General features: G+C 69.2%; 22 protein-coding genes and 1 riboswitch. Of the genes, 14 read left to right on the forward strand and 8 right to left on the reverse strand.

Translation table 11 applies throughout. The annotated features are described in order from the left end of the window. Positions 1-5: 5 nt before the first annotated feature. The 3 genes from thyX (at position 6) to JWP83_RS30610 (ending at position 3476) form a co-directional block, all read left to right on the forward strand. Positions 6-758: an FAD-dependent thymidylate synthase gene (thyX, locus tag JWP83_RS30600; protein ID WP_297739184.1), complete on the forward strand. Its 753-nt coding sequence runs from the start codon at positions 6-8 to the stop codon at positions 756-758. A 119-nt stretch (positions 759-877) separates the two neighbouring features. Further along, positions 878-1780: a 4-hydroxy-tetrahydrodipicolinate synthase gene (dapA, locus tag JWP83_RS30605; protein WP_297739187.1), complete on the forward strand. Its 903-nt coding sequence runs from the start codon at positions 878-880 to the stop codon at positions 1778-1780. A gap of 19 nt (positions 1781-1799) precedes the next feature. Further along, a complete protein-coding gene (locus JWP83_RS30610; RefSeq protein ID WP_297739189.1) occupies positions 1800-3476 on the forward strand; it encodes a ribonuclease J in 1677 nt (558 codons plus the stop codon). On the opposite strand, the gene JWP83_RS30615 is transcribed toward JWP83_RS30610, so the two are convergent. Genes JWP83_RS30615 through JWP83_RS30625 form a run of 3 tightly spaced genes read right to left on the reverse strand, consistent with a single transcriptional unit; the run spans position 3473 to position 5508 of the window. Continuing rightward, entirely contained in the window at positions 3473-4345 is an 873-nt protein-coding gene (locus JWP83_RS30615) for an SAM-dependent methyltransferase (protein WP_297739192.1), read from the reverse strand. The genes JWP83_RS30610 and JWP83_RS30615 overlap by 4 nt on opposite strands. A gap of 6 nt (positions 4346-4351) precedes the next feature. After that, the gene (locus tag JWP83_RS30620) at positions 4352-5197 is read right to left on the reverse strand and encodes a mycofactocin-coupled SDR family oxidoreductase (RefSeq protein WP_297739195.1); all 846 of its coding nucleotides are present in this window, start codon (positions 5195-5197) and stop codon (positions 4352-4354) included. Next, positions 5194-5508: a putative quinol monooxygenase gene (locus JWP83_RS30625; protein WP_297739197.1), complete on the reverse strand. Its 315-nt coding sequence runs from the start codon at positions 5506-5508 to the stop codon at positions 5194-5196. Before JWP83_RS30625 ends, JWP83_RS30620 begins: the two co-directional genes overlap by 4 nt. A 55-nt stretch (positions 5509-5563) precedes the next feature. Here JWP83_RS30625 and JWP83_RS30630 point away from each other — a divergent pair, with 55 nt between their 5' ends. Further along, positions 5564-8161, forward strand: a complete 2598-nt coding sequence (locus JWP83_RS30630) for a DNA translocase FtsK (protein WP_297739200.1) — start codon at positions 5564-5566, stop codon at positions 8159-8161. A 3-nt stretch (positions 8162-8164) separates the two neighbouring features. Here the strand turns inward: JWP83_RS30630 and JWP83_RS30635 are convergent, their stop codons facing one another. Continuing rightward, complete coding sequence (locus tag JWP83_RS30635; RefSeq protein WP_297739203.1) at positions 8165-8680, reverse strand: amino-acid N-acetyltransferase; 516 nt, start codon at positions 8678-8680, stop codon at positions 8165-8167. 56 nt (positions 8681-8736) lie between these two features. Here JWP83_RS30635 and pgsA point away from each other — a divergent pair, with 56 nt between their 5' ends. The 4 genes from pgsA (at position 8737) to JWP83_RS30655 (ending at position 11564) form a co-directional block, all read left to right on the forward strand. Next, positions 8737-9345: a CDP-diacylglycerol--glycerol-3-phosphate 3-phosphatidyltransferase gene (gene pgsA / locus JWP83_RS30640; RefSeq protein WP_297739206.1), complete on the forward strand. Its 609-nt coding sequence runs from the start codon at positions 8737-8739 to the stop codon at positions 9343-9345. Between the two features lie 101 nt (positions 9346-9446). Then, on the forward strand, positions 9447-9785 hold the full coding sequence (clgR, locus tag JWP83_RS30645) for a transcriptional regulator ClgR (RefSeq protein WP_297739209.1): 339 nt from the start codon (positions 9447-9449) through the stop codon (positions 9783-9785). 111 nt (positions 9786-9896) lie between these two features. Further along, positions 9897-10727 (forward strand): phage shock protein PspA, encoded by an 831-nt coding sequence (pspA, locus tag JWP83_RS30650; RefSeq protein WP_297739212.1) that lies wholly within the window; start codon positions 9897-9899, stop codon positions 10725-10727. An 18-nt stretch (positions 10728-10745) separates the two neighbouring features. Beyond that, positions 10746-11564 (forward strand): hypothetical protein, encoded by an 819-nt coding sequence (locus JWP83_RS30655; protein ID WP_297739215.1) that lies wholly within the window; start codon positions 10746-10748, stop codon positions 11562-11564. Here the strand turns inward: JWP83_RS30655 and JWP83_RS30660 are convergent. Together JWP83_RS30660 and JWP83_RS30665 are read right to left on the reverse strand one after the other, a co-directional pair. Continuing rightward, the gene (locus tag JWP83_RS30660; RefSeq protein ID WP_297739218.1) at positions 11561-11986 is read right to left on the reverse strand and encodes a DUF5313 domain-containing protein; all 426 of its coding nucleotides are present in this window, start codon (positions 11984-11986) and stop codon (positions 11561-11563) included. The two genes, JWP83_RS30655 and JWP83_RS30660, sit on opposite strands and share 4 nt — an antisense overlap. A gap of 10 nt (positions 11987-11996) precedes the next feature. Next, complete coding sequence (locus tag JWP83_RS30665; protein ID WP_297739221.1) at positions 11997-12428, reverse strand: limonene-1,2-epoxide hydrolase; 432 nt, start codon at positions 12426-12428, stop codon at positions 11997-11999. Positions 12429-12493: 65 nt separating this feature from the next. Between JWP83_RS30665 and JWP83_RS30670 the strand changes: the two genes are divergently transcribed. Next, entirely contained in the window at positions 12494-13660 is a 1167-nt protein-coding gene (locus tag JWP83_RS30670; RefSeq protein ID WP_297739224.1) for a nucleotide disphospho-sugar-binding domain-containing protein, read from the forward strand. Between the two features lie 10 nt (positions 13661-13670). After that, positions 13671-13877 carry a DUF3046 domain-containing protein gene (locus tag JWP83_RS30675; protein ID WP_297739227.1) on the forward strand — a complete coding sequence of 69 codons (207 nt, stop codon included), beginning with the start codon at positions 13671-13673 and terminating at the stop codon, positions 13875-13877. A gap of 118 nt (positions 13878-13995) precedes the next feature. On the opposite strand, the gene JWP83_RS30680 is transcribed toward JWP83_RS30675, so the two are convergent. Beyond that, positions 13996-14682, reverse strand: coding sequence for a (2Fe-2S)-binding protein (locus tag JWP83_RS30680; RefSeq protein WP_297739230.1), 687 nt, complete (start codon positions 14680-14682; stop codon positions 13996-13998). Positions 14683-14726: 44 nt separating this feature from the next. Continuing rightward, positions 14727-14871: riboswitch (cobalamin riboswitch) on the reverse strand. A 171-nt stretch (positions 14872-15042) separates the two neighbouring features. On the opposite strand from JWP83_RS30680, the gene recA reads away from it, so the two are divergent. From recA to JWP83_RS30700, 4 genes are read left to right on the forward strand one after another with little or no spacing between them, the layout of a single operon-like run. After that, entirely contained in the window at positions 15043-16083 is a 1041-nt protein-coding gene (gene recA, locus JWP83_RS30685; RefSeq protein ID WP_297739233.1) for a recombinase RecA, read from the forward strand. Next, positions 16049-16579, forward strand: a complete 531-nt coding sequence (recX, locus tag JWP83_RS30690; protein ID WP_297739247.1) for a recombination regulator RecX — start codon at positions 16049-16051, stop codon at positions 16577-16579. The genes recA and recX overlap by 35 nt, the downstream gene beginning before the upstream one ends. A gap of 53 nt (positions 16580-16632) precedes the next feature. Then, positions 16633-18123: a tRNA (N6-isopentenyl adenosine(37)-C2)-methylthiotransferase MiaB gene (miaB, locus tag JWP83_RS30695; protein WP_297739250.1), complete on the forward strand. Its 1491-nt coding sequence runs from the start codon at positions 16633-16635 to the stop codon at positions 18121-18123. Then, entirely contained in the window at positions 18111-18716 is a 606-nt protein-coding gene (locus tag JWP83_RS30700) for a hypothetical protein (protein ID WP_297739236.1), read from the forward strand. The genes miaB and JWP83_RS30700 overlap by 13 nt, the downstream gene beginning before the upstream one ends. Here the strand turns inward: JWP83_RS30700 and JWP83_RS30705 are convergent. After that, a complete protein-coding gene (locus tag JWP83_RS30705) occupies positions 18713-20050 on the reverse strand; it encodes a DUF349 domain-containing protein (protein ID WP_297739254.1) in 1338 nt (445 codons plus the stop codon). The two genes, JWP83_RS30700 and JWP83_RS30705, sit on opposite strands and share 4 nt — an antisense overlap. Between the last annotated feature and the right edge of the window lie 523 nt (positions 20051-20573).

Raw genomic sequence — 20573 nt, forward strand, 5'->3', positions numbered from 1 at the left:
AGCCCGTGGCCGAGACCGCGCCGCTGCGCGTGCAACTGATCGCCAAGACGGAGTTCCTGGCGCCGCCGGACGTGCCGTGGACGACCGACGCCAACGGCGGCCCCGCGCTCACCGAGTTCGCCGGCCGGGCCTGCTATCAGAGCTGGTCAAAGCCCAACCCCAAAACCGCGACCAACGCCGGCTACATCACGCACATCATCGACGTCGGGCACTTTTCGGTGCTCGAGCACGCGACCGTGTCGTTCTACATCACCGGCCTCTCGCGATCGTGCACCCATGAGCTGATCCGGCACCGACATTTCTCCTACTCGCAGCTGTCGCAACGCTATGTGCCGGAGGGGGACTCGCGCGTCGTCATCCCGCCGGGCATGGACGACGACCCCGAGCTGCAGCGGATCCTGACGGCCGCCGCCGACGCCAGCCGAGCCACCTACGCCGAGCTGCTGGCGAAGCTGGAAGCCAAGTTCGCCGACCAGCCGAGCGCTGTGTTGCGCCGCAAGCAGGCGCGCCAGGCCGCCCGGGCGGTGCTACCCAACGCCACCGAGACCCGCATCGTCGTCACCGGGAACTACCGCGCGTGGCGGCACTTCATCGCCATGCGCGCCAGCGAGCACGCCGACGTCGAAATCCGGCGCCTGGCCATCGAGTGCCTGCGCCAGCTCGTCGACGTGGCGCCCGCGGTGTTCGCCGATTTCGAGGTCTCCACCCTGGCCGACGGCACCGAGGTCGCGACGAGTCCCCTGGCCACGGAGGCCTGAGCTGCAGCCTTCGCCGCGAGGGTGCGCAAATGTACGGGCTTCGCGGCGTGTCGCGGTACAAACACGCGCGCTCGCGCGGCTGCTGAATGGGTTTGGCGCCGCCAGGTAACCTGAAGACCGTGAGCACCGTCGGATTCGACGTCCCCGCCCGGTTGGGAACCCTGCTGACCGCGCTGGTAACGCCCTTCGCCGCCGATGGCGCCCTGGACACCACCGCCGCGGCGCAACTGGCAAACCACCTGGTGGACGCGGGTTGCGACGGCCTGGTGGTCTCCGGAACCACCGGCGAGTCGCCGACCACCACGGACGACGAGAAACTCGCGCTGCTGCGTGCCGTGCTGGAGGCGGTGGGCGACCGGGCCCGCGTCATCGCCGGCGCGGGCACCTACGACACGGCCCACAGCGTCCGGCTGGCCAAGGCCTGCGCGGCCGAAGGCGCGCACGGACTTCTGCTGGTCACGCCGTACTACTCGAAGCCCCCGCAGTCCGGGCTGATCGCGCATTTCACCGCCGTCGCCGACGCGACCGAACTGCCGGTGCTGCTCTACGACATCCCGCCACGCTCGGTGATACCGATCCAGACCGAGACCATCCACGCGCTGGCCGCCCACCCGAACATCGTCGGAATCAAGGACGCCAAGGCCGATCTGCACAGCGCTGGCCAGATCATGGCCGAAACCGGACTGGCCTACTACTCCGGCGACGACGCGCTGAACCTGCCGTGGCTGGCCATGGGCGCCACCGGCTTCATCAGCGTGATCTCGCACCTGGCGGCGGGCCAGCTGCGGGAGTTGTTGTCCGCCTTCGGCTCCGGGGACATCGCGACCGCCCGCAAGATCAATGTCGCGGTCGCCCCGCTGTGCAACGCCATGGCCCGCCTCGGCGGAGTGACCATGTCGAAGGCGGGACTGCGCCTGCAGGGCATCGAGGTCGGTGACCCCCGGCTGCCGCAGATGCCGGCGACGCCGGAACAGATCGAGGCCTTGGCCGCCGACATGCGCGCGGCCTCGGTGCTCAGGTGAGTCAGAGGGTGGCCGGCAAGTGGATGTAGACCTCGCCCCACCGGGTCCTCTGACTCCGGGCGGGATGCGGGTCACCGCGCTGGGCGGCATCAGCGAAATCGGCCGCAACATGACGGTTTTCGAGCACCTGGGCCGGCTGCTGATCATCGACTGCGGGGTGATGTTCCCCACCCACGACGAGCCCGGCGTCGACCTGATCCTGCCGGACCTGCGCCACATCGAGGACCGGCTCGACGACGTCGAGGCGCTGGTGCTGACCCACGCGCACGAGGACCACATCGGGGCGATCCCCTTCCTGCTCAAGTTGCGCCCCGACATCCCGGTCGTCGGCTCGAAGTTCACCTTGGCGCTGGTCGCCGCCAAATGCCGCGAGCACCGCATCAAGCCGGTCTTCGTCGAGGTCACCGAGGGGCAGCGCAGCACGCACGGCGTCTTCCAGTGCCAATACTTCGCCGTCAACCACTCCATCCCCGATGCGCTGGCCATCGCCGTCCACACGGGCGCTGGAACCGTGCTGCACACCGGCGACATCAAGCTCGACCAGCTTCCGCTCGACGGGCGGCCCACCGACCTGCCCGGCATGTCCCGGCTGGGCGACGCGGGCGTGGACCTGTTGCTGTGCGACTCGACGAATTCCGAGATCCCCGGTGTCGGGCCTTCGGAAAGCGAGGTGGGCCCGACTTTGCACCGGCTGATCCGGGGCGCCGACGGCCGCGTGATCGTGGCGTGCTTCGCCTCCAATGTCGACCGGGTGCAGCAGATCATCGATGCCGCAGTGGCATTGGGCCGCCGGGTGTCGTTCGTCGGGCGCTCCATGGTGCGCAACATGGGCATCGCCCGGGAACTGGGTTTCCTGCGCATCGACGACTCCGACCTCCTCGACATCTCCGCGGCCGAGATGATGGCGCCCGAACGGGTGGTGTTGATCACCACGGGCACCCAGGGCGAGCCGATGTCGGCGCTGTCCCGGATGTCGCGCGGCGAGCACCGCAGCATCACGCTGACGTCGGAGGATCTGGTGATCTTGTCGTCTTCGCTGATACCCGGCAACGAGGAAGCGGTGTTCGGCGTCATCGATGAGCTGGCCAAGATCGGGGCCCGTGTCGTCACCAACCAGCAAGTGCGCGTGCACGTTTCCGGTCACGCGTACGCGGGCGAGCTGCTCTTCCTCTACAACGGGGTGCGGCCGCGCAACGTGATGCCGGTCCACGGCACCTGGCGGATGCTGCGCGCCAACGCCAAGCTGGCGGTGCGCGCCGGGGTGCCCGAGGACTCAATCCTGTTGGCGGAGAACGGCGTCAGCGTCGACCTGATGGCCGGCAAGGCCTCCATTGCCGGGGCCGTGCCGGTGGGCAAGATGTTCGTCGACGGGCTGATCACCGGCGACGTCGGCGACATCACCCTGGGGGAGCGGCTCATCCTGTCGTCGGGCTTCGTCGCGGTGATCGTGGTGGTGCAGCGGGGCACCGGGCGTCCGGCCGCTGTGCCGCAACTGCTTTCGCGCGGGTTCTCCGAAGACGCCAAGGCGCTCGAGCCGGCCGTGCGCAAGGTCGAGGCGGAGCTGGAGCAGCTGGCCGCCGACAACGTGACGGATCCCGTCCGAATCGCCCAGGGCGTGCGCCGCACGGTCGGTAAGTGGGTCGGCGACACCTATCGCCGGCAGCCGATGATCGTGCCGACGGTCATCGAGGTCTAGGTTTTCTCCGCGTACGCCGACCATTCCAGCTGTGAGGCCTCGAGTTTGCGCCCGGCGGGCCGCACGTAGCGCTGCACGAGGTCGTCGGGGCCGGCCTGCTCCGCCAGCCGCCAGCCGTACTCTCCGATGAACCCGGCGACCTCCTCGGGCTGCAGGCCGAAATGCCATAGCTGGTGACGCTCGCGGACGTTGCGATACAGCGTCCGGGTGCCATACCGATTGCTGCCGTCGATGAAGTCCCGGCGGACATAGGTGAACACGAACCTGCTGCCCGGCGCGGCCGCGCGCAGTCCCTCCAGCGTTCGCCGGACACCGTCTTCGGTGAGGTATTGGGTCACGCCCTCGCAGATGAAGAAGGCCCGGTAGTCGGTGCGATAGCCGTGCTCGGCCAGCGAAGTGAGTAGGTCGTCGCGCTCGAAGTCCAACGCCACCAACCGAACCGACAGCGGCAGCTCGCCGAGCACCCGGCGCACCGTCTTGACCTTCCGCGCGATGTTGACCGGCAGGTCCACCTCGAAGACCGGGAGCCGGACCCGCCGTGTCAGCCGGTAGGAGAGGGTGTCCAGGCCGGCCCCGAGGATCACCACCGCGTCGATTTGATCGAGCGCCTCTTCGAGCTTGTCGTCGATGAAGCGCTTGCGGCAGGCCAGATTTGCCCACAGCCCGGGGCCGGTGAGCTCCGACGCGCGAATCATCAGGCGGCGGGCCGGGCCCCAGCGCGTCGCGCCGGCAAGCAAACGCATCGGTGCCGGCAAGAACAGTTCCGCCAGGTCGTCGTCCACCAGACGGCGCCCGGGCGGCTCGTTGTGTTCGACGGCCGCCAACACCATTGGGCCAAATGCGGTCTGCGCCACGGGATTTCGCGCCATGAGCTACTACTTGTTCAAAAAGCCCGCGTCGACGGGCAAGGTGACGCCGGTGATGTAGCGGGCCTGGTCGGACACCAGCCACGCCACCGCGTTGGCGATGTCTTCGGCCTGCAGCACTTCCACCGGCAGCGCATTGCCCAAGCTGCGCGGCTGGTCGGTCTGGGCGGCCATCTTGGCCAGCCACTCTCGAGTGAACTCGTTGTTGATCATTGGGGTTTCGACGCCGGTTGGATGGATCGAGTTGACCCGGATATTTTGAGCTGCAAGCAGATTCGCGTATATCCGCATCAACCCCACTACGCCGTGCTTGGCGGCCGCATAGCCGACGGAGCCGGCATCGGGACTGCCCACACCGGCCAGTCCGGCGGCCGAACTGATCAACACGATCGACCCGCCGCTGCCTTGCTTGACCATGGTCGGTATCGCGACCTTGATCGTATTGTAGACGCCGGTGAGGTTGACGTCGATGACGTCGCGCCAGCCGTCGTCACCGGATTGCATCGGCGCGATACCGGCATTGGCGACGACGATGTCCAGCCGACCGAACTCGTCGAGGCCGGCCTGCAGCGCGGCGGCGAGCGAGTGCCGATCGCGGACGTCGCCCTGCTTGGCCACGATGCGGGCGCCGGTGTCCTCGACGAGCTTCACGGTGGCCGCCAGGTCGTCCGGGGTGGCCAGGGGATAGGGGACGCTGGCGATCTGCTCGCACAGGTCGACCGCGATCACGCTCGCGCCGTCGGCGGCCAGGCGCACCGCGTGTGCGCGGCCCTGGCCGCGTGCGGCCCCGGTGATGAACGCGACTTTCCCTTCCAATGGGCCCCCTCGGGGGCCACCTGGGGACACGCCACTCATGCGCGCAGCCGGCCCTTGCCCGGATCGCCCGCGGAAATCGGCTGCAGCATCTTGATGTCCGGCGCCCCGGCGAGGTGCTCGCCGGCCGCCGTGAACAACTTGGTGATCGCCGGGGCGGTGCTGTGCACCTTGAGCGCTTCTTCGTCGGCCCATTGCTCGACGAACACGAAGGTTTCGCCGGTTTGGTGCAGCGAGTACAGCTGGCAGCCCGGCTCGTCGTGGACTTCTGCAACCGCGTTGGTCAGGATGTCGCGGACGGTGTCGACCGATTCGGGTTTGACGGTCATGGTGGCGACGACGACGACGGGCATGCTAGGGCCTCCTGGGCGCTTCAGGGGTGGGTGACGGCATGACTCTTATTGCGGGATGTTCACCGCTTGTCCACCCTACTCAGGCCCGGTCAACCGCATCGCCCGCCGGGCGACGGTCACCCGTGTGGCGGGTGGTGTAGATGAGGCATTTGCGACTACCCTTGCCTTCATGCCCAGTAAGACCGCCGCCCGCTCCGGAACCCGAACGAGCAGGTCAAAGGCCACTTCGCGGGGTAGGTCCCGAACTGCGCGACCGGCAGCGCCCCGCAAGAGGGCCAGCAGGCCCGCCAAACGCCGCAACCATTCGCTGCTGGTCGCCACCGGGCTGACCTGCGGCCGGGCCATGCGCGCCACCTGGCTGATGGCCGCCCGGGGCACCGGCGGCGCCGCGCGGTCCATCGGGCGGGCCCGCGACATCGATCCCGGACACCGCCGCGACGGGATCGCGCTGGTGCTGCTCGGCCTTTCCGTCGTGGTCGCCGCGAGCTCGTGGTTCGACGCCGCCCGGCCCGTCGGCGCCTGGGTGGACACGGTGTTGCGGACCTTCATCGGCTCGGCCGTGCTGGCCCTGCCGGTGGTCACCGCCGCGGTGGCGGTGGTGCTGATGCGGACCCAGCCCAACCCGGATGCGCGGCCGCGGCTGGTCCTGGGCGGCAGCCTGATCGCCCTGTCGGCGCTCGCCCTGCGACACCTGTGGTCGGGTTCGCCGGAAGACCCCGAATTGCGGCGCCGCGCGGCCGGATTCATCGGCTTCGCCATCGGCGGGCCGCTGTCGGACGGGCTGACGCCCTGGATCGCCGCGCCGCTGTTGTTCATCGGCTTCATGTTCGGGCTGCTGTTGCTCACCGGGACCACGATCCGCGAGGTGCCCGACGTGGTGCGCGCCCTGTTCGGCGCCCGGCTGGTCGACGATGACGACGTCGCTTACGACTACGCGGACGAGTTCGACGACGACAACCAACACCGCGACGACTTCTCCGACGGCTACTACGACGAGTCCCCGGAAGAAGTGCCGCAGGCGTGGCCGTCGGCCGCCGCCGCGCAGGCCGCCCTCGACGAACCGATCGCGGACGACTCTCCCACCATCCCGGAACCCGGGCGAAGCCGCCGTCGCGCCAAAAAGCGGGAAACCCAGATCCTGGACCGGGTGGTCGAGGGACCCTACAACCTGCCGTCGCTGAGCCTGCTGGTCGCCGGCGACCCGCCCAAGAAGCGCAGCGCCGCCAACAATCTCATGGCCGACGCCATCAGCGAGGTGCTCAACCAGTTCAAGGTCGACGCCGCCGTCACCGGCTGCACGCGCGGGCCCACCGTCACCCGCTACGAGGTCGAGCTGGGACCCGGCGTCAAGGTGGAGAAGATCACCGCGCTGCAGAAGAATATCGCCTACGCCGTGGCCACCGAGAGCGTCCGGATGCTGGCCCCGATCCCCGGCAAGTCCGCCGTCGGCATCGAGGTGCCCAACACCGACCGGGAGATGGTGCGGCTCGCCGACGTGCTCACCGCGTCGTCGACCCGCCGCGACCACCACCCACTGTTGATCGGCCTGGGCAAGGACATCGAGGGGGACTTCATCTCGGCCAACCTGGCCAAGATGCCGCACCTGCTGGTCGCCGGCTCCACCGGATCCGGCAAGTCCAGCTTCGTGAACTCCATGCTGGTGTCGCTGCTGACCCGGGCCACCCCGGAAGAGGTCAGGATGATCCTCATCGACCCGAAGATGGTGGAACTGACGCCGTACGAAGGCATTCCGCACCTGATCACCCCGATCATCACCCAGCCGAAGAAGGCGGCGGCCGCGCTGGCCTGGCTGGTCGAGGAGATGGAGCAGCGCTACCAGGACATGCAGGCCTCCCGGGTGCGCCACATCGACGACTTCAACGAGAAGGTGCGATCCGGCGCCATCACGGCCCCGCTGGGCAGCCAGCGCGAATACCGGCCCTACCCCTACGTCGTGGCGATCGTCGACGAGCTGGCCGACCTGATGATGACCGCGCCGCGCGACGTCGAGGACGCCATCGTGCGGATCACCCAGAAGGCCCGCGCCGCGGGCATCCACCTGGTGCTGGCCACCCAGCGCCCGTCGGTGGACGTCGTCACCGGCCTGATCAAGACCAACGTGCCGTCCCGGCTGGCGTTCGCGACGTCGTCGCTGATCGACAGCCGGGTGATCCTGGACCAGGCCGGCGCGGAGAAGCTCATCGGCATGGGCGACGCCCTGTTCCTGCCGATGGGCGCCAGCAAGACCGTCCGGCTGCAGGGCGCCTTCATCACCGACGATGAGATCCACGCCGTCGTCAACGCCTGCAAGGACCAGGCCGAACCCGAATACACCGACGGCGTCACCACCGCCAAGCCCACCGGCGAACGCGCCGACGTCGACCCCGACATCGGTGACGACATGGACGTGTTCCTGCAGGCCGTCGAGCTGGTGGTGTCCAGTCAATTCGGCTCCACCTCGATGCTGCAGCGCAAACTGCGCGTCGGCTTCGCCAAGGCGGGCCGGCTGATGGACCTGATGGAGACCCGCGGCATCGTCGGGCCCAGCGAGGGCTCCAAGGCGCGCGAGGTGCTGGTCAAGCCCGACGAGCTGGCCGCGACGCTGGCCGCGATCCGGGGCCTGGCCGGGTCAGACGACGCGACCGACGACTAGCGCCTAGAGCACCAGCAGCATCCGGGAGTTGCCCAGGATGTTGGGCTTGACGTAGCTCAGGTCCAGGAATTCGGCGACACCGATGTCGTAGGAGCGGCACATCTCCTCGTACACCTCGGCGGTGACGGGCGTTCCCTCGATCTCGCTGAACCCGTGCCGGGCGAAGAACTCGGTCTCGAACGTCAGCACGAACAGCCGCTGCAGCTGCAGTTCGCGCGCGACCTCCAACAGCCGGTTGACGATCGTGTGGCCGATGCCGTGGCCGGTCACCGCCGGGTCGACGGCGACGGTGCGGATCTCGCCGAGGTCGGACCACAGCACGTGCAGCGCCCCGCAGCCGACCACCCTGCTCTCGTACTCGGCCACCCAGAATTCCTGGACGGCTTCGTACAGGGTCACGAGGTTCTTTTCCAGCAGGATGCGTCCGGCATAGGTGTCGACGAGCTGTTTGATCGCGGGAATGTCGGACGTTCGCGCGCGCCGGACCACGGGCAGGTAGTCGCCTGAGCTATCGGTCACGGGTAACAGTATCGGCAACGGCGATGGGCGCGCTGGTCAACCGCTATTCTGTTGCCGTGTCGGCACAGCCTGAAACGGGTCCGCTAACGGGACCGCCGGGCCGTGCCCGCATCGCCAACCTCGCCAACATCCTGACCCTCTTGCGGCTGGTGCTGGTCCCCGTTTTCCTGCTCGCCTTGTTCACCGGGGATGGCCACCAAATCGTCGGGCGCATAGTCGCTTTCGTCATTTTCGCCGTCGCCTGCCTCACCGACCGGTTCGACGGTCTGCTGGCCCGAAACTACGGAATGGCGACCGAATTCGGCGCGTTCGTCGACCCGATCGCGGACAAGGCCCTGATCGGATCGGCGCTGATCGGCCTGTCGATGCTGAGGGACCTGCCGTGGTGGGTCACGGTGGTGATCATGGCTCGCGAGGTGGTGGTCACGCTGCTGCGGCTGGCGGTGATACGCCGCGGCGTCATTCCGGCAAGTTGGGGCGGCAAACTCAAGACCGTGGTCCAGGCGGTGGCGATCGGCCTGTTCGTGCTGCCGTTGGCGGGACCGTTCCGGGTGGTGGCGGCCGTGGTGATGGGCATCGCGATCCTGCTCACGGTGGTCACCGGCGTCGACTACGTGGTCGGGACCATCAGGACCGTCCGGCAAGTTCGGCAGACGAGCGGCTGAACGGGAACCAGGCCACCGCCGCCGGCGTTGAGCCTAATGAGCGCCTGCTGAATTGGGTCGATTACGTGCTGAGCAGGGCTGACTGGACGAAGGAGAGCGGGATGCCGCCATTGATGCGCGAGGTCATCGGCGACGTGTTGCGCCGGGCCAGGACGTCACAGGGCCGGACGCTGCGCGAGGTATCGGATTCGGCGCGGGTGAGCCTCGGATATCTGTCGGAGGTGGAGCGCGGCCGCAAGGAGCCGTCCAGCGAGCTGCTCAACGCGATCTGCTATGCGCTCGAGGTGCCGTTGTCGGCGGTTTTGACCGGCGCCGGGGAGCGGATGGCGGGCGAGGAACGCGCGGCCTACAGCGCGCCGCCCGGCGGGGCAAGCGGAACCACCATCGACGCCAGCACCAAGGTCGTCATTCCGCCGGTGGCTTCGCTGGCCGTGGCCTGAGCGCCCGGACGATCCGATCCTGCGCCAGGGGTGGGGCGATCGTCGCCGACCCGTTAAATTGAGCGGCAGGGCGCTTGCCCGGCAAACGATAAGCGAAGGTGGAGCTGACTGATGGCCAATCCGTTCGTCAAGGCGTGGAAATACCTCATGGCGCTGTTCAACGCCAAGATTGACGAGCACGCCGACCCGAAAGTGCAGATCCAGCAGGCCATCGAGGAGGCCCAGCGCCAACATCAAGCCCTGACCCAGCAGGCTGCGCAGGTGATCGGCAACCAGCGCCAACTCGAGATGCGGCTCAACCGGCAGCTGGCGGACATCGAAAAGTTGCAGGTCAACGTGCGTCAGGCGCTGACGCTCGCCGACCAGGTCACGGGCGCGGGCGATTCCGCCAAGGCCACCGAGTACAACAACGCCGCCGAGGCGTTCGCGGCGCAGCTGGTGACCGCCGAGCAGAGCGTCGAAGACCTCAAGACGCTGCACGACCAGGCGCTGTCCGCCGCCGCCCAGGCCAAGAAGGCCGTCGAACAGAACTCGATGGTCCTGCAGCAGAAGATCGCCGAGCGCACCAAGCTGCTCAGCCAGCTCGAACAGGCGAAGATGCAGGAACAGGTCAGCGCGTCGCTGCGGTCGATGAGCGACCTCGCCGCTCCGGGCACCACGCCGAACCTCGACGAGGTCCGCGAGAAGATCGAGCGCCGCTACGCCAACGCGATCGGTTCGGCCGAACTCGCACAGGGTTCCGTACAGGGCCGCATGCTCGAGGTCGAGCAGGCCGGTGTTCAGATGGCCGGCCATTCCCGGCTCGAGCAGATCCGCGCGTCGATGCGCGGTGACGCCCTGCCCGCGGGCGGGACGCCCGCCACTCCCGGGGCCGCCCCGGCGACTCCCGCGCCCGCCGAGACCACCGGTGGCCAAGTCGCCGAGAAGCCCCTTGGTCAGTAACTTCGCGGACGGTTCGCGATGGCGGTGAAAGCGACGCAGCGCGGGCCGTGGCGCGCGGTGTTGCAGCGCGGATTGGACACCGCCGCCGACGTTTCCGACCTGGTGGCCAAAAAGATCAGCGCCGCCGCGGATCCGCGGGCGCGGCTGCTGCGTCGCCGCCGCCGGGCGCTGCGGTGGGGCCTGATATTCGGCGTCGGGTGCCTGTTCTGGATGGCGGTGACGGCGGTGCTCGCGGCGTGGGGCTGGTTCGTGTTGCTGCTGCAGATCACCGGCGCCATCGCCGTCGTGATGGCGATTCCGGCGACACTGTTGCTGCTCCGCTACCGCTGGCTGCGGTCCGAGCCGCTGCCGGCGCAGCGGCCCTCCGACACCCGCCGGCTGCCGCCGCCCGGTTCCGCCGCCCGGCCCGCGATGTACGCGCTGGGCGCCTCCGAACGCGGGTTCTTCTCGCTGTTGGGCGTGATCGAGCGTGGTTCCATGCTGCCGGCGGATGAGATCCGTGACCTGACCGCCGCGGCCGGCAAGACCTCGGCCGCGATGGCGGCCACCGCCGCCGAGGTGGTGTCGATGGAGCGGGCGGCGCAATATGCCGAGTCGTCGCGGTCGTATCTGGTGCCCACCATCAACGCGTTCACCGCGCAGTTGAGTGCCGGCGTGCGCCAGTACAACGAAATGGTCACCGCCGCAGCGCAATTGGTGTCCTCGGCGAACGGCGACGCGGGGGCCGCGCCGGGGGACGCGCAGCAGCGCTACCGCGCCGAGTTGGTCGGGGCCACCGATCGCCTGCTCGGCTGGGCGCAGGCCTTCGACGAGCTGGGCGGGTTGCCTCGGCGCTAGTCGGTGTCGGGGGCGCGCGGCGGGGTGGCTTCGGGCCGCGGCCCGTAGCGTTCGATGTACGCCTGGTGGATGTGGGCGTCGCGCCGGCGGGTGAGTTCGTCGACGAGCTCGGGGTCCAGGTCGTGCACGGCCAGCATGTGACGGCGCCACACCTTGTTGAGCGCGTGCGAGAAGTAGACGAACGGAATGAGAATCGGCAGCGTCATGCTCAGGTGGACGTCCAGCGTCGTCGGGATCAGCCAGAACGGCGCCAGCACCAGGACGGCCGGAACCGCGACGCGAAGCATCATCCGGCGGGTGGCGCCCTTGCCGGCCAGGTCGCGCCGCACCCAATCGCGCATCGAGTCGGGCAGCCGCGCCCCGGCGCAATACCGGACGAATTGCCAGGCGTTCGGCGTCGTGCGGGCCGTGTTGCTCTTCATCGCCGAACCGCTAAAACGAAGCTTTGAGCGAGGGCACGATCAGCGCGACCACGCCACGTAGGGTCGCCTTGAACATGTCGAAGAAGTCAAAGTAGTCCCGCCACAGCGTGATTCGCCCGTTGTGCACCTCGAACACGCCGCAAACCCAGAACTGCAGCCGCAGCGGGCCGACGATCAGCGCGTCGGTGCGTTCGGTGAGCACCGCGGCGCCGTCGGCGGCCACGCGGTGGATCTTCACCTCGAAGGCTCCCCGGCCCTCCATCATGCGGAACAGCTGCATCGCCCTGTGGCGGCCGTGGATCGTCGGCAACCCGACGTTCTCGTAGACGAGGTTGTCGTCCAGCGCCGCCTCGGCGGTGTCCAAGTCCGAATCTTGAAGCGCGTTCAGGAAACCCTCGACCGTGCGGGTGTTCGCAACGCCTGTGCCAGTCAGCTCGGTCATGGATGCCAGCCTATTTGAAACGGGGCTGTGCGTCGCGATCGGGCGCTGTGGCAGGGTAGGTGCCGATGCGCATCGCCGTGGTCGCCGGGCCGGATCCCGGGCACTCGTTCCCCGCGATCGCGCTGTGCCAGCGCTTCGGCGAGGCCGGCGATGAGCCCATCCTGTTCACCGGCGCCGAATGGACCGGCGCCGCGCGCGCCGCCGGCGTTGACGCCGCCGAGTTGGACGGGCTGGCGGCCACCGACGAGGACGTCGACGCCGGGGCCCGAATCCACCGGCGCGCGGCGCGGATGGCCGTGCTCAACGTCCCGGCGCTGCGCGAGCTGGCGCCCGACCTGGTGGTCTCGGACGTCATCACCGCGGGCGGCGGGATGGCCGCCGAGCTGCTGGGCATCCCGTGGATCGAGCTCAACCCCCATCCGCTGTACCTACCGTCGAAGGGGTTGCCGCCGATAGGCAGCGGGCTGGCGCCGGGTACCGGCTTCCGCGGCCGGTTGCGGGATGTGACCATGCGGGCGCTGACGGGGCGGTCGTGGCGCGCCGGCATCAAGCAGCGCGCGGCCGCCCGGCTCGAGATCGGGCTGCCAGCCGTCGACCCGGGGCCGCTGCGGCGCCTCATCGCCACGCTGCCCGCCCTGGAGGTGCCGCGCCCGGACTGGCCGGAGAAGGCCGCCGTCGTCGGGCCGTTGCACTTCGAGCCGACCGATCGGGTGCTGGAGGTCCCGCCCGGCCCCGGGCCCGTGGTGGTGGTCGCGCCGTCGACCGCGTTGACCGGGACGTTGGGCCTGGCCGAAGCCGCGCTGGAGTGCCTGATACCCGGGGAGACGCTGCCGGCGGGATCGCGCCTGGTCGTCTCGCGGCTGGGCGGGGCGGAGCTGAGGCTGCCGCCGTACGCGGTGGCCGGGCTGGGGCGCCAGTCGGATCTGTTGACTCACGCCGACCTGATGATCTGCGGCGGGGGTCACGGGATCGTGGCCAAGACGCTGCTGGCCGGCGTGCCGCTGGTGATGGTTCCCGGCGGCGGGGACCAGTGGGAGATGGCCAACCGGGTGGAACGCCAGGGGAGCGGACGGCTGATTCGGCCGCTGACCGCCGACGCGCTGGTGGCCGCCGTGGGCGAGGTGCTGTCGACGCCCGGCTACCGGGACGCCGCGAAACAGGCCGCCGCCGGCATCGCCGACGTCGACGACCCGGTGCGGGTGTGCCACCAAGCGCTGGCGCTCGCGGGGTAGCGGGCTGGGTATGTTGGCTGGCGTGCGGCTGACGGAGTTCAACGAGCGGGTTGTGCTGCGATTTGGCGCCACGTACGGCGCGTCGGTGCTGGTAGATCACGTGCTGGCCGGCTTCGGCGGCCGCACCGCCGCCCAGGCGATCGACGACGGGATCGAGCCTCGCGACGTCTGGCGCGCGCTGTGCGTCGACTTCGACGTGCCGCGCGATCAGTGGTGAGGCGGGCCCGGGACCTTTCGCGGGTTTCGGTGTGCGCTGGGGCGCTGCGTGTGCCGTGGTGGCACGATCCGGGCGTTTTTCCCGCCCTGGACGCACACCCGAGGCCGTGGACGCACACTCATCTCCGGTTCGATCGCCGTGCCCGGCGAAACACGCAATCGCCGCAAATGGACCGGCCGGGGACGCGGTAGAACAGGCAGCAGCTGTGCCGCCGGAAGTCGAGCTGCGAGCCGGCGATCAGCCCGGACCCGGCCAGCGTGCCGGTGTCCAGCAGCGAGTTGGTGATCGCGACGATCGCGCCGCGCAGGTCGGGTCGCGCCGTGAGCAGAGCCCGCGACGCCCCGACGAGCGCGGACGCGATGTTGCCCGCCAGCAGGGCGGGCGCCAGCTTGACCCGCAGGCCGGCGGCGAGCGGTTCCATGTGTCGTTGCACCACGAGGCGGTACAACAGGTCCGCCGAAGGGGGGCCGACGGCCCTGCCGACGGGCTCGGGCATGCGCAGCTGCGCCCCGTCGTCGGCGCGTTGCAGGTGCTTGAGATCGGGGACCACGCCGTGGCCCAGCGCGCACGCCAGCACGGGCGACCACAACCGGGTGGCGTGGCCGAGATGAACCAGCGAGGCGGCGATCCGCAAGTCCGATGTGTGGTACCTCCGGACGGTCGCGTCGATCAAATCGGCGCAGCCGTCGGCGTAGGACTGCTTGACCGGATGCCACCCCGCCGCGTCGCCGCCGACTGTGAGCGTGAAAAACCCTTTGTAGGAAGATATTTCGGCCAGCTCGGTAGAGATGTCTCGCATGTTCATGTATGCGCTACCCAATCCTCTTGTGGGGAAATCCGCCCCAGTTGTCGTGAGGAAGCGCCGACGGTGAGTATCTGGCTCTCGGGTCGGGACGTGTCCGTCCCCGATCACAGTGGCGGGACCGCACCGGATTCGCACCGGTTTCCTCGGGTTTTAGCAGGCTGTTTCAGCCCCGTCAGCGCCGTTCGGTAGCAAATGTTGCCACACGCCGTTGCCGTGCCCGGCGTGTCCTCTTGAATCGAACAGGTGTTCGGCTACTGTGGTGAGCGTTCGGAGGAATCGACTTGTCGGACCCCGCGCCTAGTGTCACGGCCAACCGACCGATACCGGTCACCGAACACAACGACGATAGGAAGAGGCACCATGACGCAAGCCCCCGACCGCGAGAAGGCTCTCGAACTGGCGATGGCCCAGATCGAAAAGAACTACGGCAAAGGCTCGGTGATGCGTCTCGGCGACGAGATGCGCCAGCCGATCTCGATCATCCCGACCGGATCCATCGCACTGGACGTGGCCCTGGGCATCGGCGGCCTGCCACGTGGGCGGGTGGTGGAGATCTACGGCCCGGAGTCCTCGGGTAAGACCACCGTCGCGCTGCACGCGGTGGCGAACGCCCAGGCCGCCGGCGGCGTCGCGGCATTCATCGACGCCGAGCACGCCCTGGACCCGGATTACGCCAAGAAACTCGGCGTCGACACCGACTCGCTGCTGGTCAGCCAACCCGACACCGGGGAGCAGGCGCTGGAGATCGCCGACATGCTGATCCGCTCCGGCGCGCTCGACATTCTGGTCATCGACTCGGTGGCCGCCCTGGTGCCACGCGCGGAGCTCGAAGGCGAGATGGGGGACAGCCACGTCGGGCTGCAGGCTCGGCTGATGAGTCAGGCGCTGCGGAAAATGACTGGCGCCCTGAGCAATTCGGGGACAACGGCAATCTTCATCAACCAGCTACGCGAGAAGATCGGCGTGATGTTCGGCAGTCCGGAAACCACCACGGGTGGAAAGGCTTTAAAGTTCTACGCGTCGGTGCGCCTGGATGTGCGCCGGATCGAGACGCTCAAGGACGGCACCGATGCGGTCGGTAACCGCACCCGGGTCAAGGTTGTCAAGAACAAGGTCGCGCCGCCCTTCAAACAGGCCGAGTTCGACATCCTCTACGGCAGGGGCATCAGCAGGGAGGGTTCGCTGATCGACATGGGCGTGGACCAGGGCTTCATCCGCAAATCCGGTTCCTGGTTCACCTACGAGGGCGAACAGCTGGGCCAGGGCAAGGAGAACGCCCGGAACTTCTTGATGGAGAACGCCGATATCGGCAACGAGATCGAGAAGAAGATCAAGGAAAAGCTTGGCATTGGCGCAGTGGTGACCGCTGATGACGTCCTGCCCGCCCCCGTCGATTTCTGAGCCCTCCCGCGAAGAGCAGGCGCGGGCGCTGTGCCTGCGCCTGCTCACCGCGAGATCGCGCACCCGCGCCGAGCTGTCCGGCCAGCTGTCCAAACGTGGCTACCCCGACGACGTCCGGGAGCGGGTGCTCGACCGGCTGGCCGCCGTCGGCCTCGTCGACGACGCCGGGTTCGCCGAACAGTGGGTGGCGTCCCGGCGGGCGAAAGCCGGCAAGAGCAAGCGCGCCCTGGCCGCCGAGTTGCACACCAAGGGTGTCGACAACGACGTGATCACCGCGGTGCTGGGCGGGATCGACGCCGGTGCCGAGCGAGACCGCGCCGAGCAGCTGGTGCGGACCAAGCTGCGGCGGGAGGCGCTGAGCGAGGACAGCAAAGACGACGCGCGGGTGAGTCGCAGGCTGGTGGGGATGCTGGCGCGCCGTGGGTACAGCCAGAACCTGGCGTGCGAGATAGTGCTCGCCGAGCTGGCCGCCGAACGGGACCGCCGGCGCGTCTAGCTGCGGGTTAATCCCGTAAGCCCCGGTCGCCGTACCATGGCCCCGTGACTTCGATGGTGGCTCCGGTGCGCACCTACCAGGTGCGCACCTACGGCTGCCAGATGAACGTCCACGACTCCGAGCGGTTGGCGGGGCTGCTGGAAGCGGCCGGTTACCGGCGCGCCGCCGACGACTCAGATTTTGGAGACGCCGACGTGGTGGTCTTCAACACCTGCGCCGTCCGGGAGAACGCCGACAACAAGCTGTACGGCAACCTCAGCCACCTGGCCCCGCGCAAGCGCGGCAACCCCGACATGCAGATCGCGGTCGGCGGGTGCCTGGCCCAGAAAGACCGGGACGCGCTGCTGCGCAAGGCCCCGTGGGTCGACGTCGTCTTCGGCACGCACAACATCGGATCGCTGCCGACGCTGCTCGACCGCGCCCGGCACAACAGGGTCGCGCAGGTCGAAATCGCCGAAACGCTGCAGCAGTTCCCGTCGTCACTGCCGACTGCCCGCGAATCCGCTTACGCCGCTTGGGTTTCCGTTTCCGTCGGCTGCAACAACAGCTGCACCTTCTGCATCGTGCCTTCGCTGCGCGGCAAGGAGGTCGACCGCAGCCCGGCCGACATCGTGGCCGAGGTGGAATCGCTGGTGGACGACGGCGTGCTCGAAGTCACCCTGCTGGGCCAGAACGTCAACGCCTACGGGGTTTCCTTCGCGGACCCCGCGCTGTCCCGCGATCGCGGCGCCTTCGCCGAGTTGCTGCGGGCCTGCGGGCGCATCGACGGACTGGAACGCGTGCGGTTCACCTCGCCGCACCCGGCCGAGTTCACCGACGACGTCATCGAGGCGATGGCGCAGACGCCGAATGTCTGCCCGGCCCTGCACATGCCGATGCAGTCGGGATCCGACCGGGTGCTGCGCGCGATGCGGCGCTCGTACCGCGCCGAGCGTTATCTGGGCATCATCGAGCGGGTCCGGGCGGGAATGCCGCACGCGGCAATCACCACCGACCTGATCGTCGGATTCCCCGGCGAGACCGAAGAGGACTTCGCCGCCACCCTCGACGTCGTGCGGCAGGCCCGCTTCGCGGCGGCGTTCACCTTCCAGTACTCCAAGCGGCCCGGCACCCCCGCAGCCCAATTCGATGGGCAGCTACCGAAAGCCGTCGTGCAGGACCGCTACGAGCGGCTCGTCGAGGTGCAGGAGCAGATCTCGCTGGAGGGCAACCGTGCGCTGATCGGGCGGACCGTCGAATTGCTGGTCGCCGCCGGTGAAGGACGCAAGGACGCCCGCACGGCACGCATGACCGGACGCGCGCGCGACGGCCGACTGGTGCACTTCGCCTCGAACGATCGGGTGCGGCCGGGCGACATCGTCACCACGGCGGTCACCGGGGCCGCGCCGCACCACCTCATCGCCGACGCGGGGATCCTCACCCACCGCCGCACGCGGGCCGGGGACGCGCACGCCGCCGGGCGGCGCCCGCGCACGATCGGCCTTGGCATGCCGGCCGTCGGGCCGGCCACCGACCCGCTAGAACCCCTGGGATGTGCCCGATGAAGAAAGAACACACCGACATCGACGCGTTACGGACCGAAATCGACGCGGCGGAACGCCGCGTGGCGGGCGAGATCGAACCCGGCCCAAGGGCTTTGGTGGTCGCCATCCTGGTGTTCGTGCTGCTGGGTTCCTTCATCTTGCCGCACACCGGTTATGTGCGCGGATGGGATGTGCTGTTTTCCAGCCACGGCGCCGGCGCGGCCGCGGTGGCCCTGCCGTCGCGCGTGTTCGCCTGGCTGGCGCTGGTGTTCGGCGTGGGCTTCTCGATGCTGGCGCTGATGACGCGGCGCTGGGCGCTGGCCTGGGTTGCGCTGGCGGGTTCGGGGATCGCGTCCGGGGCCGGGCTGCTGGCCGTCTGGTCGCGCCAGACCGTGGCCGCCGGGCATCCCGGACCGGGTGTGGGGCTGATCGTCGCGTGGATCACCGTGATGGCGTTGACGTTTCACTGGGCCCGCCTGGTCTGGTCGCGCACCGTCGTGCAACTGGCCGCCGAGGAGCAGCGGCGCCGGGTCGCCGCCCAGCAGCAGTCGATGACGCTGCTGGACACCCTCGACGATCCGGAGGGCGGGACGCCGCCGAAGCCCGCGGACTAGGGCCTGCGCGTCAGCGCCTCGGCGGCCGCCTCGGCCCACTGCCGCCACTGTTCCGCGTTGGCCCTGGCCTCGTCGGCCTCCCTGGTCCGGCCGGCCGCCGCCGCCTTCTGGGCCTGCTGCTCGTACTGCTCGGCGCGCGTCCGGAACTGCTCGGCGCGGGCCTGCGCCTGCGGATCGGACCAGTCCGCGTCGCCGGCGTCGCGCAGCTTCTTCTCGACCGCGCGCAGGCGCCGCTCCAGCTCGGCGGAGCGTTCCCGCGGCACCTTTCCGATCGCGTCCCACTTGTCGGCGATGGACCGCAGCGCCGCCCGGGCCGCATCGATATTGCCGGTGTCGATCTTTTCCGCTTCGGCCAGCAGCGCCTCCTTGGCGGTGGCGTTGGCCCGAAACTCGGCGTCCTTCTCGGCCGTCGCGGCGTTGCGGGCCGAGAAGAAGCAGTCCTGGGCAGCCTTGAAGCGGCGCCAGAGGGAATCGTCGACGTCCCTCGTCGCACGCCCGGCCGCCTTCCACTCGGTGAGCAGCTTCCGGAATTCGGCGCTGGTGGCGGTCCAGTCCGTCGAATCGGACAATTCCTCGGCGCGCTCGCAGAGCCGTTGCTTGGACTGCCGGATGCCCGACCGCTCCCGGTCCAGCTCGGCGAAATGGGATCCGCGCCGCCGGTTGAAGGTGTCCCGCGCCGCCGAATAGCGCTTCCACAACGCGTCGTCGACTTTTCGGTCCAGGCCGCTGATCGTCTTCCACTCGTCGAGGATTGCCCGCAGCCGGTCGCCCGCGGTCTTCCACTGCGTCGCGTTGGCGGCCAGGTCCTCGGCCTCGGCGGCCAGGGCCTCCTTGCGGGCGGTCTGGGCGGCCCGATGCTCCTCACGCTTGGAGCGCCCTTCGGCGATGATCGCGTCCACGCGCTCGAGCAGGCCGGCCAGCCGGCCCGCCAGCGCGTCGACGTCACCCAGGACGCTCGCGGTCGGCAACGTCTCGGACAGCGCGGACGCGTGGGCCCTGATCTTGCGGGCGTCCCCGGTCCCCGATGCCAGCCGTTCCTCCATGAGGGTGACCTCGGTGCTCAGGTCATCGAAGCGCCGGCCGAAGTGGGTAAAGGCGGCCTCGCGGTCGCCGGCCTGCCAGGAGCCGACGATGCGCTCGCCGGCCGAACTGATCAGCCAGACGGTGCCGTCGTCGTCGACGCGTCCGAACCGGTGTGGATCGCTGGCCGGGTGCGCGGCCAGCGGGTGGTGGGCGGGTCGCGGCCCCGGGGCCGGAGGCCGCGGTCCGGGACGCGGTCCCGGACGCGGCGCCGGCTTGGGTGAGGCGTTGCTGCCGGGCTCGTCGGACGTCATGCGCATCGTCACCAACCCTCCTGCAACCTTTCGCGCGGTAATGTCCCGCGCGCCCGCCGCGCGTGGCGGCTCCTTAATGCTCATCGACCGGTTCCAACAGTATTCAAGCAGCTTGGCGGGCGTCGCGCGCCTATCTTTTGGCGCCGCCGGCCATCGCCCGCGTCGGCTAGCTTCGCAAATGCCGTGGCGGGGCGGCGCACCGCCCCGGACGGGACCGATCGACCGTAGCTCGTTGGCTTGGGCAAATGGGCCGCAGCGGGGATAACGGTTGGATTCCACCGTCGCTCCGGCCATTTGGCGGCGGCGCGCGGCCCGGTACCGTTGCGGAGGCCGATGGTCGTTTTGCCCGCGGCTCGGGAGGCGGTGGATGGCGATGGCGGCCCGGCACAGCAAAGCGCGAATCCGGGGGTTTTACGCAAGTGCCGCATGGTTCATCGACGGATCAGCGGGGTCCGACGGGGCGCCCGGGCACTACAGTGGTCGTTGAACTGTTCTGGAACGGCACGTGTACATACAGCTTCGG

This window comes from Mycobacterium sp., from assembly GCF_025965855.1.
GTDB lineage: Bacteria > Actinomycetota > Actinomycetes > Mycobacteriales > Mycobacteriaceae > Mycobacterium.